Origin of the sequence: Halomonas elongata (genome assembly GCF_029081005.1) — a bacterium.
GTDB lineage: Bacteria > Pseudomonadota > Gammaproteobacteria > Pseudomonadales > Halomonadaceae > Halomonas > Halomonas elongata_B.
Map to the genome: position 1 here is coordinate 77259 of NZ_JAJQTQ010000006.1, position 13708 is coordinate 90966.

The window sequence follows — 13708 nt, forward strand, 5'->3', positions numbered from 1 at the left end:
CGTTCGAGTCACATGCAACCAATGGCATGAATCGATGAACCTTCACGAGTATCAGAGCAAGCAGCTGTTTGCCGATTACGGCTTGCCGGTGTCCAAGGGCTTTGCCGTTGACACCCCCGAGGAAGCGGCAGAAGCCTGCAAGAAGATCGGCGGCGACAAGTGGGTCGTCAAGGCCCAGGTGCACGCCGGTGGTCGCGGCAAGGCCGGCGGCGTCAAGCTGGTCGAGAGCCCCGAGGACGCCAAGGCCTTCGCCGAGCAGTGGCTGGGCAAGAGCCTGGTAACCTTCCAGACCGACGAGAAGGGCCAGCCGGTCGCCAAGATCCTGGTCGAGAACTGCACCGATATCGCCGACGAGCTCTATCTGGGGGCCGTGGTTGATCGTGGCACGCAGCGCGTGGTCTTCATGGCTTCCACCGAGGGCGGCGTGGAAATCGAGAAGGTCGCCGAGGAGACGCCCGAGAAGATCCTCAAGGCCGAGATCGATCCGCTGGTCGGCGCTCAGCCGTACCAGGCCCGTGAGCTGGCGTTCAAGCTGGGATTGTCCGGTGACCAGGTCAAGCAGTTCACCAAGATCTTCCTGGGACTGTCCAAGCTGTTCCACGACAAGGATCTGGCGCTGCTGGAAATCAATCCGCTGGTGATCACCGAGGAAGGCAACCTCCATTGCCTCGATGCCAAGGTCAACCTCGATGGCAATGCCCTCTATCGCCATCCGGACCTTCAGGCCATGCGCGATCCCTCGCAGGAGGATGAGCGCGAGGCCGACGCCGCCAAGTGGGACCTGAACTACGTGGCCCTGGAAGGCAACATCGGCTGCATGGTCAACGGTGCAGGCCTGGCCATGGGTACCATGGACATCATCAAGCTCCATGGCGGCCAGCCGGCCAACTTCCTCGACGTCGGTGGCGGCGCCACCAAGGAACGCGTTGCCGAGGCCTTCAAGATCATCCTGTCCGACACCTCCGTGAAGGCCGTGCTGGTCAATATCTTCGGCGGTATCGTGCGCTGCGACATGATCGCCGAGGGTATCATCGGCGCCGTCGAGCAAGTGGGCGTCAATGTCCCGGTCGTGGTGCGTCTGGAAGGTAACAACGCCGAGCTGGGTGCCGAGAAACTGGCCTCCAGCGGTCTGAACATCATCGCTGCTACCAGCCTGACCGATGCGGCTCAGCAGGTCGTCAAGGCAGCGGAGGGCAAGTAATGAGCATCCTCATCGACAAGAACACCAAGGTCATCTGCCAGGGCTTCACCGGTGGCCAGGGGACCTTCCACTCCGAGCAGGCGATCGCCTATGGTACCCGGATGGTCGGCGGCGTGACCCCGGGCAAGGGTGGTCAGGAGCACCTCGGCCTGCCGGTGTTCAACACCGTGGCCGAGGCCGTCGAGGCGACCGGTGCGGAAGCCAGCGTGATCTATGTGCCGGCTCCGTTCTGCAAGGATTCCATCCTCGAGGCCGCCAATGCCGGCATCAAGCTGATCGTCTGCATCACCGAGGGCATTCCCACCCTGGACATGCTCGACGTCAAGGTGAAGTGCGACGAGCTGGGCGCTCGCCTGATTGGCCCTAACTGCCCCGGCGTGATCACTCCGGACGAGTGCAAGATCGGCATCATGCCCGGCCACATCCACAAGGCAGGCAAGGTCGGCATCGTGTCGCGTTCCGGCACCCTGACCTACGAGGCCGTCAAGCAGACCACCGACCATGGTTTCGGCCAGTCGTCCTGCGTGGGGATCGGCGGCGATCCGATTCCGGGTTCCAACTTCATCGATATCCTTGCCGAATTCGAGAAGGACCCGGCGACCGAAGCGATCGTGATGATCGGTGAGATCGGCGGTACCGCCGAAGAAGAGGCCGCGGCCTTCATCAAGGCGAACGTCTCCAAGCCGGTGGTCGCCTACATCGCGGGTGTCACGGCGCCTCCCGGCAAGCGCATGGGCCACGCCGGTGCCATCATCGCCGGTGGCAAGGGGACCGCCGACGAGAAGTTCGGTGCCCTCGAAGCCGCGGGTGTGAAGACCGTGCGTTCACTGGCCGAGATCGGTGATGCACTGAAGGATGCCGCTGGCTGGTAAGTCGAGTCGGCGTCGTTCACGATGCAGGAAAAGGGCACCTCTCGGGGTGCCCTTTCTCGTTGTGTGGTATCAGTCGGCGGCGCGCCAGCGATCGCGTCCTTCACGCTTGGCCGCCAGAAGGGCCTGGTCGGCACGCTGTATGGTCGCCTGGACATCATCATCTGGGCGGTGTTCGGCTACCCCGATGCTGGCGGTCAGGGTGATCTTGATCCTGGCTTCGACGGGAATCTGCAGTCCGCGCAGCCGCTCACCGAGACGCTCCATCAGCGATGTCGCCTGGGCCAGCGGTGTCTCCGGAAGCAGCAGCAGAAACTCCTCCCCGCCCCAGCGACCGCAATGGTCGGAGGTTCGCAGGCTGTCCCGCAGCGTGCCGGCCAGGATCTCCAGTGCGCGATCGCCGATACCGTGCCCGTGACGGTCGTTGACACGCTTGAAGTGGTCAATGTCGACCATCGCCAGGGTGAAGGGGCGGCGATGACGGGCGCTCGCTGCCGTGAGTTGCTCGAGCTGTTCATTCAGGCGACGCCGATTGGCGAGGCCTGTCAGCGGGTCGACCGTGGAGGCGGCCTTCAAGGCCAGATTGCGTTCGCGCAGCAACGATTGATAACGATCGGCGATGCGCGACAGCTTGCGCTGGCGTTTCAGTTGCCGCTCGAGCTGATCTCGGGTCGAGTTGAGATCTTCATGGGCGCTTTGCTGAAAACCATCGGCGATGGAAATCAGTCTCTCGAGTCGATCCTGCTGCTCGAGGTGATGGTGAAACAGCCGCTCGAGGGCATCATGCAACGGATGGTCGCGATTGGCCGATTCTGCCAGCAAGGTTTCTACGTGTTCCAGCAAGGGACGTTCGGAGGTGTTCATGTCGGCGCCTGCTGGGGCGTGATCGTGAAGTCGAAGGTACAGTCCTCGCGAAACTCCTCGGCCAGCTCGGCGATGCGTTCGTTGCGGGTGTCGTAGCGCCAGATCACGCCGACCTCTCGGCCTTGCTGATGGGCGTCTTCGAGCATGTCGAAGATGTCCATCATCGCCTTGACCGAACTGGTATTCAGGTAGACGAGCTCGAGGTCGAGCATCAGAGGGTGCGGGGCCTGGGCCAGAAAGGCGTCGGTCCAGTCGATGACCTGGCTGAACAACTCGTAGGAATTCTCCGGATAAGAGTCTCCCCGCATATGGAGTCGGCCAGCCTGCCAGTCGCTCTGAATCGTGGGGGTGGACTGGCTTCCGGAAATGTTCAGATCTTGGTGCATGGGTCGAGACCGATTAGATGGTGGCTGTCAGGCTGAAGAATGCGCGGCCCGAGGACAGTGGCTCGAGCGAGGCCTGCAGGGGCTGGGTCGACTTGCGTGCCATGTCGAGCAGACCGAGACCCGCGCCACTGGCACTGGGGCTGGCCTCGTCACGCGGTCGGCGCAGCTGCTGCTTGTAGGCCTTCTTCAAGTCGGCGGCATCGAGTCCGGAAAGGCCTTCCACGGTATCGACGAGACGTCGGCCGTCATCGACTTCCACCAGGTTGCCGGCCGAGACCAGATAGTGGCCCTGGTCGTCACGTGCCACAGCCACCGTGGCGGTGGCCGCTTCATCATCGTACTCTTGCTGGCGCGCATAATGCCGGATGTTCTGGGTCATTTCTATGTAGACCGCGAAAACATCCATGGCCGCGGAAGGTGCCGTTTCCTGCGTGTTCATGTAGTTGCGCAGGGCGTTGCCGATTTCTTCGATAAGGCTGCGCGATATCGGGCCGTTGAAGCACAGCATGATGCGCTGTTGCAGGTAGTTATCGCGCAGGTTCAGTAGATCCATGACGCTTCCTCTCTGTTTCGGTCAGGATGCGGCCGAGTGGTCATCGCTCGTTGTTCGGGGGAGCCGGTGATATGGCATGGAAACGAAAACATAGCATGGTGATGTCGTCGCGTTGAGGGAGTTCGCCGCGGTAGTGTTCCAGCTCTGCCTCGTAGGCGGTGACCTGGTCGGACAGGGGAGAACGGGCATGGCGTTGCAGCATGTCGCGAAAGCGCGTGTTGCCGAAACCGAAGCCGTGTTCACCGCCGGCCTGATCGAGGAAACCGTCGGAACACAAGGTGTAGGTCGAATCACGGCGCAGAGGCAATACCTCGTTCCGGTACGTCATGGCGCGCTTCTGTCCCAGGGCACGCTTGCCGCCGGGATAGCTCGTGATGCTATCGCCGTCGCTGGCGTAGAGCGACATCTTGGCCCCGGCAAAGGTCAGCCGATCGAGATCCGGCTCTACCCACACCAGGCCGACATCCATGTTGGTGGCGATGGAGTTCGGCAGGGTATCCTTGTGCAGGGTGGCGCGATTCTGTTGGTCCGTTTCGTTGAGCAGAGCAGCCGGATCATCGGGGCCCACTCGCAGGATGGCATTGTCGATGATCGCGCGCGCGAGCATGGTCATCAGCGAGCCGGGAACGCCATGACCGGCGCAGTCGATGACGCCCATGAGATAGCCGCGATCAGTGGCGTGGAAGACATAGATGTCGCCTCCCACTCTGTCCCTGGGGCGCCAGAGTACGGCGTGCCGGTCGGGCAGTCTCGCCTGAAGCTGGCGGCTGGGCAGAATGGCCCGCTGGATGATGCTGGCGTATTCCAGTGAGGCGTCGACCTGACGCCTGGCTTCGGTCATCTCGTTGTTGGCCTGGACCAGGGCGTGGGTGCGCTGCTGGACCCTGTCTTCGAGATCCTGGGTATGACGCTCGATACGACGCGCCATGTGGGTGAAGTCGCGTGACAACTCGCCGATTTCATCGTGGCGCTCGGTAGGCAGTCGATGATCGAAGTCGCCGTTGGCAAGCGCCCGGGCGGAACGCTGCAGTCGGCGCAGGGGGCCGAGGATGAGGCGTTCGGTGGCGTAGGAAAAGGCGATCATCAAGAGCGCCAGGATCAAGGCCAGGGTGGCCGTCATCGGCCACAGCCAGTGGTCGCCGAGCAACGGCGCCGCACGCAGGTCCAGGGCGGTGACCAGCAGCCAGTCGACGGCCGGGAGATAGCCGACGGCGAGCAGGCGGGGTTCGCCCTCCAGCATGACCTCGAGTGTCTCGACGCCCCCGGGATGTCGCCGAGTTTCTTGCAGGGCGGACTGGAGTCGGGCCCGCGACGCCTCGTCATCGAGCAGTGACTGGATGCGTCGCTGGCCCATGTCCTGATTTGCCACATGGCGGCCAATGGCCACACGTTGCCGTTCCGGATGGGCCTGGATCTCGCCCCGGGGGGTGACGATCATCGGGGTCAGGCCCGCCGGACTGTCGCGAATGAAGCGATCGAGGAAGTGGCCCAGGTCGATGCCGCCGCCCGCTAGTCCCAGCAGTTCACCGTTGCGCCGGATCTTGACGTTGATCCATACCTTGGTCAGTTCCAGCTTCTGATCCTGACTGACATTGATATTGTAGGAAGCCGTGTCATTGGCGACGGCGTCGTACCAGGCATCGGCCGGGTCATCCGGCGACAGATGGTAGCGAGGTTCCGTGCTGAACGCTCGCTGACCATCGTTGTAGTAGTAGTCGCCGCGGGCGTGATCGACGATGAAATAGGCGTTGCCGCTGAGCTGGCGACGATAGCCACGAGCCTCGTCGAAGAAGCGCTCGCGCAGAGCAGGGTCGTCCGGGTTTTCCAGCCATTCCCGGGTCACCGCCGAATCGGCCAGGCGCCGCGACAGAGCCAGGTCGCGTGAAACGGGGGTGAGGACCCGCTGCATGTGCAGCAGGGTATATTGTTCGGCGTAGCCGGTGGCGAAGTGGCGTCGTACGTCATCGAGTGCCTGCCAGGCGATCAACAAGGCGGGCACGAGGGCGACGAGACACGCCAGCAGAAGCGTCAGAGTGGACTTGCCACGAAGGCCCCAGTGTCGAGTCATAGGAGGAAAAGCGTCCCTGCTTTGTCATCGGGCGGTGGATCCCGCCACTTTCGTTCTGGCCTACACGATGCCACAAGGCGGTATCGACGACGAGTCGGTACCTGGAAATGGATGTCGTGATGGCTGGGTGCCATGACGCCGACGGAGTGATGTCGAATGTCACCATGGCTGGAATATAACGATCAGAATCATGGTTATTCTTCCATGGTCTATTAGCTTGCAACGCTGTTCAACCCGATCGACGATTTCGCCTGATGATGCGCAAGTCGCTGGCGTGTCATGCGCTCAGCCTGGGGCTGCACGGTGGCTTGGTCCTGGTTGGCGAGATCATGCGGCTCATCGCGGGTGGCGTGGACTGCCGGGCGACACGTTCGCGGCAGGCTGTCGAACGCGGTGCGAGCGTTGCCTGGAGGTCGGAGTGAATGTCGAGGTCTTGTCGTCGGCGCCTGACGAGCGTCTCAGCCAGCGACCCATCAGGAGTGTGAAGGCCGGTGCACCGGCCAGCAGATAGAGGTGGTAGGTGACCAGTCGCCATACGACCACGGCGGCGGCGGCCTGGGTCGCGGGCATCAATGGCATCAGCAGGGCGCCGACACCGAGCTCGGCGGCACCGGCGCCGCCGGGCAGGATGCTGACCTGGCTGGCCGCCATGGCCAGCATCTGGGTCAGAAAGGTCCAGGCCCATCCAGCCTGGCCGCCCACGCCGAGCACGGCCAGGTACAGCAGGCTGTAGCGCAGCAGCCAGTGCGCCGCGCACAGGCCGAGGATGGTCACCAGTCGGGTGGGAGGCAGGCAGAGCGTGGCGATCAGGGCCAGGCGACAGCCGAGCAGCCGCCTGGCCAGCCAGCGACGCCGACGAGGAGAGAGGCGGCGTAGCCACCGGTTCGGGCGCTGGCGCAGCAGCCGGGGCAGTCGCAGTATCGACAGGCCGATCAGCAGCATCAGGCCGACCAGGCTCAGCATGGCGATGGCGAGCAGGCCCTGGTGAGGCCAGGCCACGTTGCCGCCCAGCGAGATGCTTGCCAGCACGCCGAGCATCGCCAGGAAGAACAGCATGTCGCAGCCCTGGTCGACCAGGAAGATCGCCGACCCCCGCGACGGGGAGAAACCGCGCCTCGCCAGCAGGGCCAGCAGGGTGACGGCACCGCCGCTGCCGCCGGGGGTGGCACAGAGGGCGAACTTGGCGGCCAGTTCGATGGCCAGTGCCTCGCCCTGACCGAGTCGGCCGGCGCGCCCGTCCAGCAACAGGCGCAGGCGCAGGGCGTTGAGGTTCCAGCAGGTCACGACCATGACCAGCATCAGGCCCAGCATGTCGATCGGGAACTCGGCCAGGGCGCCGACGATGTTCTCGCCGCCCATCAACCAGGGCACCACCAGGGCCATGGACAGGGCCAGTCCTAGCCAGCCCCAGCGTGCCAGCACACCGCGTTCCCTGGCCCGTCGGGTCCGTCGATCAGCCATGCCGCGCAAGACCGGAGGCGGCGGTGCCTGGTGTCAGGGTGGCATAGTGGTCGAGCAGGCCATCGATGACGTTCTCCCAGCGGAAGCGACGTTCGACGTAACGGCGCGCGTGCCGGCCACTGGCCTGGACGTCGTTGAGGAACAACGCCTCGACCGCCCGGGCCATGTCCGCGGCTTCCAGCGGCTCGCAGAGAACACCGCCGCCCAGGGGGACGTTCTCGATCAAGGCGCCTGCTCGGGCGGCGACCACCGGCAGGCCACAAGCCATGGCCTCCAGTGCCACCAGGCCGAAGGTTTCCCGGGTTCCCGCATGGATCATGGCGTCGGCGCTGGCGAGGGCGCGAGCCACCTCGCGGCTGTCGCAGCAGCGGGGCACCACGGTGACATTGTCGGGGACCCGGGTCGGCATGCCGGGCCCCAGCAGCAGCAGGTGGTAAGGAGAGCCGAGCCGCTGCATCACCTGGAGCAGCACATCGACATTCTTTTCCCGGGAGTTGCGGCCGGCGAAGGCCAGCAGGCGAGTATGGTCGGCCAGGCCCAGGCCGGCTCGCAGGTCCGGGTCGGCGCGGTCCGGGTGAAAGGTCTCCAGATCCACGCCGAGGGGCTGGACGCGTACCTTCTCCACGCCCCATGACTCGAGGCGTTCGGCCATGGCTCGGCAGGGGGCCATCACACCGTCGAAGCGGCCGTAGAGGTCGACCACATACCTTTTCAGCCGATGCTCCACCGCGCCGCCGAAGCGATCTCCCATCAGGCGTGGCAGGTCGGAATGGTAGAAGCCCACCACCGGCACGCCCAGGCGTTGACCGGCCTCGAGGGCCGCCCAGGCGGTGACATAGGGGTCGCCGGCCTCGATCAGGTCGGGGGACATGGCCTCCAGTGCTTCTCGCCAGGGGCGGCGGCGCAAGGGAAAGCGATAGCCCTGACCCAGGGGCAGGCGCGGGGCGGGAAGGGTGCGCAGGTCACCGAGGGCATCGCGCTCGGCGCCGGGCACCAGCAGGCTGGTGCGAATGTCATCGTAGCGGGAAAGGCAGCGGTGCTTGGCGCTCAGGTAGGTACGCACGCCGCCGCTGGCGGGAGCGTGGAACATGGTGACGTCGACGAGATGCAAGGGACCCTCCCGGAATGCCGATACCTGTCCCCAGCCTAGGCGTCATTTACGACAGTTCGACGACAGCCGAAAAACAAGACGGCGGCCCGAGGGCCGCCGTTCGTGTCGCATCGGGCGAGAGGTGTTCGTTCAGTCGGCGGGTCGGCCTACCAGCGAGCGGGTCTCCTCCCGGGCTTCGGTCAAGGCGATCCGGACTGGATCGCCGAGCTTGAAGCGTTCTTCGCCCTCGATCTGGATGCGGCCTTCCTTGTCGTCGATCACCACCTTGTCCCGGTCGCTGTGCATCAGCGGGGCGGGCACGAAGGCGGTCGCGCCGTTGGCCGTCAAGCGCACTCGCATGCCGCCGCGGTTGATGGCGATGATCTCGGCGTCGAAGGCTTCGCCGGATTCGGCGTGCGGGCCGAGGTAGCGAACATAGAGCCAGTCCTTGACGTCGCGCTCGGCCATGCGGTTCAGGCGACGGCGTTCGGTCAATTGCTCGGTGAGCTCGAGGCTGGCTTCCGCCGGGGCCTGTTCCCCCTTGAGCACGCGCTTGATCAGGCGGTGATTGACCATGTCACCGTACTTGCGGATCGGCGAGGTCCAGGTGGCATAGGCGGCCAGGCCGAGACCGAAGTGCGGGCCGGGGCGGGCGGACATGCTGGTGAAGCCCTGGAAGCGGCGCAACCGGGCATCGAGCCAGGCGTCGTCACGCCCTTCCAGCTCTCGCTTGAGCTCCTTGTAGCGTGGCAGCTCGGTGAGGGCTTCCAGCGCGACGTCGATGTCCTGGTCGGCCAGGAAGTCGCGGGCGGCTTCGGCCTTTTCCGGTTCGAAGGCGCGATGGACATTGAAGATGCCATGGCCCACGTGCTCGGCCAGCAGATGCGCGCAGCAGGCATTGGCCGCGATCATCGATTCCTCGATCATGCGGTTGGCGATGCGCCGCTGCTCGGTGCGGATGTTCAGCACATTGCCGGCATCGTCCAGGTCGAAGACGTAGTCCGGCCGGTCCTTGAAGACCAGGGCATGCTCGGCGCGCCAGGCGGTTCGTGCCTCGGTCAGATCGCGCAGGGCTTCGAGCTGCTCGCCGATGCCTGCCTCGGGCTTCCACTGGCCCTGGCCTTCCAGCCAGTCGGAGACGTCGTCATAGGCCAGTCGCGCATGAGAACGCACCGTCGCGGCGAAGAAGCGATAGTCACCGAGCGAGCCGTCGGCCTCCACATCCAGGGCGCAGGCCAGGGAGGGGCGGTCCTGACCTTCCCACAGGGAGCAGAGGTCGTCGGCCAGGCGTTCCGGCAGCATGGTGACGTTCTGTCCGGGCAGATAGACGGTGAAGGCGCGAGTGCGTGCTTCCAGGTCGACGCCATCGCCTTCCACGACATAGGCGGTGGGGTCGGCGATGGCCACGGTCAGGCGCCAGCCACCGTTGTCCCGGGGCTCGATGCGCAGGGCATCGTCCATGTCCCGGGTCTTGGCGTCGTCGATGGTGAAGAAGGGCGCTTCGGTGAGGTCCTCGCGCTGGAGGCCTTCATCGTGCAGCGGCCAGTCATCGCCGGCCTCGGGGCTGGCCTGCTCCAGGGCATGGCGAGCCAGGGTCACGCGCCAGGGAGCGGCCGGATTGTCGTGCTTGGTGACCAGCTCGTCGATCTGGGCGAAGAAGGCACGGTCATCCGGCTTGAGCGGGTGACGAACGAGGCGGGCCACGACCCAGTCGCCCTCGTCCAGCGATGCCTCGTCGAGGCTGCGCTTGACGCGCGCCTTGAGGGCGTTGCTGATCGAAGGGTGGTCGGGAATCACCGCCAGACGACCATCGCGCTTGCGCACCCGGGCAATGAAGCGTTCCAGCCCCTGTTCGATCAGGGTGTCCGGCTCCACCGAGGTTTTCTCGCCCTCCTGATGGAGGACGGCCTCGACCCGGTCGCCATGCAGCACCTGCTTCATGGCGGGCGGTGGCACGAAGTAGGAGGTGCCATCCTCGGTCTCGAGAAAGCCGAAGCCACGCTCGGTGGCCTTGATCACGCCTTCGACTCGAGGCGTGTTGTCGCGAATCTGTTGCTTGAGCTGAGCAAGCGCCGAGTTGTTCTGCAGCATGATAACGATCGAATGGCGGGATAAGGGGGCCACTATACGGATTCCGCCGGCCCACGCCAATCACGGTGCAGGGCCATCGCAGATGGTGCCATCGCTCGTGGCTGATTCGTCGCGAGGGGCGTCATCACGCTGTTTCGCGAGGGGTGGGGGACCAAGGTATAAGACAAGTGGTATTTGATTGGTATTGTTAGTGGTCTATATTGGTCCTATATCGATACGGCACGAGAGCGACCATGGATCGTCGATTTCAACAACTGCGACTCGACCCCGACCTGTCCACGCCGCTGTACCACCAGCTGGCGAGTCGACTGGAAGACGCCATCGAGGAGGGTGCCTGGCAGGCCGGCGAGGCCCTTCCCTCCGAGCGGGCCCTGGCCGAGTCGCTGGATGTCTCGCGGATCACGGCCCGCAAGGCCCTGGATCGGTTGGCCGAGCGCGGGCTGATCCGGCGTACCCGCGGGTCCGGCACCTTCATCACGCCGCGCCTCAATCAACCCCTGACTCGCCTGGCGAGCTTCACCGAAATGCTGACCCAGCGTGGCTTTACCCCGCGTTCGCACTGGCTGTCACGGAGCCTGGCCGCTCCCTCGGCCGACGAGAGCCTGCGCCTGGGCCTGGGCGGCGATGCCCGGGTGGCGCGCCTCAAGCGCCTGCGACTGGCCGATGGCGTAGTGATGGCGGTGGAGGAGAGCTGCCTGCCGCAGTCGGTACTCGGCGATCCGCAAGGGGTGGAAGACTCGCTGTATGCCTTTCTGGAGGATGCGGGCCGGCCGGTGGCGCGGGCCCTGCAGCACGTCACGGCGGTCAATGCCGACGCCGAGCTGGCGCGTCTGGCCGAGGTGCCGGAGGGCCAGGCCCTGCTCAAGGTGACCCGTCAGGGCTATCTGGTCGACGGCACGCCGGCGGAGCTGACGGTCACCTACTGTCGCACCGATTACTACGACTTCATCGTCGAGCTGACACGTTGAGATCTGACGTCGAGAGAAAACCGGGAGATACCATGCGCTACGGCAACATCCTGACACCCGACGGTTGGCGGCTCGGCGAGCTGCATTGGCACGACGGGCGCATCAGCCGCATCGACGGCGAGCCGGTCGACCCCGAGGACAATGACCTGCCGCGCCTGCTGCCGGGATTCATCGACCTGCACGTACATGGCGGGGGTGGTGCCGATGTCATGGAAGGCGGCACGGCGGTGGCCACGGTGGCGCGTACGCATGTGCGCTTCGGCACCACCAGCCTGCTGGCCACCACCATGACGGCGCCGGATGGCGATACCCGGCGCGTGCTGGGGGATGTCGGGACCTACCTGGAGGCGCCGGACCCGGAGGCCAGTCGCGTGCTGGGGGTACACCTGGAAGGCCCTTACATCAATCCGGGCAAGCTCGGTGCCCAGCCGTCCCACGCCCGGCCCGGTGTGCTCGAGGACGTCGAGGAACTGCGCCGGCTGGCACCGATCGTGCTGCTGACCCTGGCACCGGAATTGGCCGGCCACCTGACGCTGATCCGCGAGCTCAGCGAGCGCGGCGTTCGCGTGCAGGTCGGCCACACCCTGGGCAGCTACGAGGAGGGCGTGGCGGCGCTGGAGCATGGCGCCCGCGGTTTCACCCATCTCTTCAATGCCATGTCCGGGCTGCATCACCGCAAGCCCGGCATGGTTGGGGCGGCCATGGCGCATGCGGAGTATGCCGAACTGATTCCCGACCTGCTGCATGTGCATCCCGGCGCGATCCGTGCTGCCCTGCGCTGTATCCCGCACCTCTATGCGGTGACCGATTCCACCGCCGCGGCGGGCATGCCCGATGGCGAATATCGCCTCGGCGAGCAGGCGGTCACCAAGTGCCTGGGCGGCGTGCGCCTGGCCGATGGCACCCTGGCGGGCAGCACCCTGACCATGGATCAGGCGCTGCGCAACCTGGTCGGTCTCGGTCAGACGCTGGCCGAGGCCTCCAACCGACTTTCCCGTTATCCCGCTGATTTCCTGGGGCGCCATGACCTCGGTCGCCTGACCGAAGGGGCCCATGCCGATCTGGTGGAACTGGATTCCCGCTTGAACCTGAGAGCCGTCCATGTCGGCGGCCGGCTCGTCGTCGAAGGAGACGCTCATGTCACTGATGCTTGAAGAAGCGCGCAATGCCCCGGAACGCATTCGCGGTCAACTGCAGCGCAACGCCGAGGTGCTGGCGTCGCTGGGCGCGCGACTGCGCGAGCGGCCGCCGACCGGCGGCATGACCGTGGCCCGGGGCAGTTCCGATCATGCCGCGGCCTACTTTGCCTATCTCTGCATGAAGTATCTGGGCATTCCGGTGGCCTCGCTGCCGCCCTCGCTGTCGACGCTCGCAAGGGCGCCCTGGCGTCTCGACGGGCAACTGGCGGTGGCGATCTCGCAGTCCGGCCAGAGTCCGGACCTGGTGGCCACCCAAGAGGCGCTGTCGCGGGGTGGTGCGCGCACCCTGGCACTGGTCAACACGCCGCAATCGCCGCTGGGCCGGACCAGCGACATCGAGGTGCCCTTGTTCGCCGGCGAAGAGCGCAGCGTGGCCGCCACCAAGAGTTACCTGGCGACGCTCTCCGCCGCCGCTCAGTTGCTGGCCCACTGGACCGAGGACCGAGACTTGCTGGCCGCCCTGGAAACCTTGCCGGAATGCCTGAGCCGGGCGGCCGACCAGGACTGGAGCGAGGCGGTCGAGACGCTTGCTGATGCCGATCGCCTGATGGTGATCGGGCGCGGTGCCGGCCTGGCGGTGGCACAAGAGGCGGCCCTCAAGTTCAAGGAGACCTGCGCCATCCAGGCCGAACCCTTCAGCGGTGCCGAGGTACGCCACGGCCCCATGGCCCTGGTCGAGACCGGCTACCCGGTGCTGGTGTTCGCGCCGCCCGGCGCCGAGCAGGCCGGATTGCTGGAACTCGCCGACTGGCTCGGCGAACTCGGTGCCCGGGTACTGCTGGCCGCCGACGACACGGTGGCCCGGCGTCATCTGACGTTGAGCGATGCTGGCCACGAGGACCTGCAACCGCTGTCGGTGATCCAGAGCTTCTATCGCATGGCGGCAGAGCTCGCCGAGGCCAGGGGCAGTGACCCGGACCAGCCGCGGCACCTGCGCAAGGTCACTTGCACGTTGTAA

At 65.5% G+C, this 13708-nt stretch carries 12 protein-coding genes; 5 read left to right on the top strand and 7 right to left on the bottom strand.

Annotation, left to right across the window (positions count from 1 at the left end; translation table 11 throughout):
- Positions 1-34 precede the first annotated feature (34 nt).
- Both sucC and sucD read left to right on the top strand, forming a co-directional pair.
- Positions 35-1201: an ADP-forming succinate--CoA ligase subunit beta gene (gene sucC, locus LU493_RS06410; protein ID WP_275286960.1), complete on the top strand. Its 1167-nt coding sequence runs from the start codon at positions 35-37 to the stop codon at positions 1199-1201.
- Entirely contained in the window at positions 1201-2073 is an 873-nt protein-coding gene (sucD, locus tag LU493_RS06415; protein ID WP_275286961.1) for a succinate--CoA ligase subunit alpha, read from the top strand. Before sucC ends, sucD begins: the two co-directional genes overlap by 1 nt.
- 69 nt (positions 2074-2142) lie before the next feature.
- On the opposite strand, the gene siaD is transcribed toward sucD, so the two are convergent.
- The 7 genes from siaD to LU493_RS06450 all read right to left on the bottom strand — a co-directional run bounded on the left by siaD (position 2143) and on the right by LU493_RS06450 (position 10583).
- Positions 2143-2934, bottom strand: a complete 792-nt coding sequence (siaD, locus tag LU493_RS06420) for a biofilm regulation diguanylate cyclase SiaD (RefSeq protein WP_275286962.1) — start codon at positions 2932-2934, stop codon at positions 2143-2145.
- Complete coding sequence (gene siaC / locus LU493_RS06425; protein ID WP_275286963.1) at positions 2931-3320, bottom strand: biofilm regulation phosphoprotein SiaC; 390 nt, start codon at positions 3318-3320, stop codon at positions 2931-2933. The genes siaD and siaC overlap by 4 nt, the downstream gene beginning before the upstream one ends.
- Before the next feature lie 13 nt (positions 3321-3333).
- Positions 3334-3873, bottom strand: a complete 540-nt coding sequence (gene siaB / locus LU493_RS06430; protein WP_275286964.1) for a biofilm regulation protein kinase SiaB — start codon at positions 3871-3873, stop codon at positions 3334-3336.
- A 40-nt stretch (positions 3874-3913) separates the two neighbouring features.
- Complete coding sequence (gene siaA, locus LU493_RS06435; RefSeq protein ID WP_275286965.1) at positions 3914-5941, bottom strand: biofilm regulation protein phosphatase SiaA; 2028 nt, start codon at positions 5939-5941, stop codon at positions 3914-3916.
- Between the two features lie 336 nt (positions 5942-6277).
- The gene (locus LU493_RS06440; protein WP_275286966.1) at positions 6278-7402 is read right to left on the bottom strand and encodes a lysylphosphatidylglycerol synthase transmembrane domain-containing protein; all 1125 of its coding nucleotides are present in this window, start codon (positions 7400-7402) and stop codon (positions 6278-6280) included.
- Positions 7395-8513, bottom strand: coding sequence for a glycosyltransferase family 4 protein (locus LU493_RS06445; protein ID WP_275286967.1), 1119 nt, complete (start codon positions 8511-8513; stop codon positions 7395-7397). Before LU493_RS06445 ends, LU493_RS06440 begins: the two co-directional genes overlap by 8 nt.
- A gap of 129 nt (positions 8514-8642) precedes the next feature.
- On the bottom strand, positions 8643-10583 hold the full coding sequence (locus LU493_RS06450) for an exoribonuclease II (RefSeq protein WP_275286968.1): 1941 nt from the start codon (positions 10581-10583) through the stop codon (positions 8643-8645).
- A 233-nt stretch (positions 10584-10816) separates the two neighbouring features.
- Here LU493_RS06450 and LU493_RS06455 point away from each other — a divergent pair, with 233 nt between their 5' ends.
- Genes LU493_RS06455 through LU493_RS06465 form a run of 3 tightly spaced genes read left to right on the top strand, consistent with a single transcriptional unit; the run spans position 10817 to position 13708 of the window.
- Complete coding sequence (locus LU493_RS06455) at positions 10817-11551, top strand: GntR family transcriptional regulator (protein WP_275286969.1); 735 nt, start codon at positions 10817-10819, stop codon at positions 11549-11551.
- A gap of 32 nt (positions 11552-11583) precedes the next feature.
- Positions 11584-12705 (top strand): N-acetylglucosamine-6-phosphate deacetylase, encoded by a 1122-nt coding sequence (locus LU493_RS06460; RefSeq protein ID WP_275286970.1) that lies wholly within the window; start codon positions 11584-11586, stop codon positions 12703-12705.
- Positions 12689-13708 (top strand): SIS domain-containing protein, encoded by a 1020-nt coding sequence (locus LU493_RS06465; protein ID WP_275286971.1) that lies wholly within the window; start codon positions 12689-12691, stop codon positions 13706-13708. Before LU493_RS06460 ends, LU493_RS06465 begins: the two co-directional genes overlap by 17 nt.

Bases quoted from the DNA above. Each gene is read 5' to 3' on its own strand.
- sucD (WP_275286961.1), top strand. From the start codon at position 1,201: ATGAGCATCCTCATCGACAAGAACACCAAGGTCATCTGCCAGGGCTTC.
- LU493_RS06455 (WP_275286969.1), top strand. From the start codon at position 10,817: ATGGATCGTCGATTTCAACAACTGCGACTCGACCCCGACCTGTCCACG.
- siaB (WP_275286964.1), bottom strand. From the start codon at position 3,873: ATGGATCTACTGAACCTGCGCGATAACTACCTGCAACAGCGCATCATG.
- LU493_RS06440 (WP_275286966.1), bottom strand. From the start codon at position 7,402: ATGGCTGATCGACGGACCCGACGGGCCAGGGAACGCGGTGTGCTGGCA.
- LU493_RS06460 (WP_275286970.1), top strand. From the start codon at position 11,584: ATGCGCTACGGCAACATCCTGACACCCGACGGTTGGCGGCTCGGCGAG.
- LU493_RS06450 (WP_275286968.1), bottom strand. From the start codon at position 10,583: ATGCTGCAGAACAACTCGGCGCTTGCTCAGCTCAAGCAACAGATTCGC.
- siaC (WP_275286963.1), bottom strand. From the start codon at position 3,320: ATGCACCAAGATCTGAACATTTCCGGAAGCCAGTCCACCCCCACGATT.
- siaD (WP_275286962.1), bottom strand. From the start codon at position 2,934: ATGAACACCTCCGAACGTCCCTTGCTGGAACACGTAGAAACCTTGCTG.
- sucC (WP_275286960.1), top strand. From the start codon at position 35: ATGAACCTTCACGAGTATCAGAGCAAGCAGCTGTTTGCCGATTACGGC.
- LU493_RS06465 (WP_275286971.1), top strand. From the start codon at position 12,689: ATGTCACTGATGCTTGAAGAAGCGCGCAATGCCCCGGAACGCATTCGC.
- siaA (WP_275286965.1), bottom strand. From the start codon at position 5,941: ATGACTCGACACTGGGGCCTTCGTGGCAAGTCCACTCTGACGCTTCTG.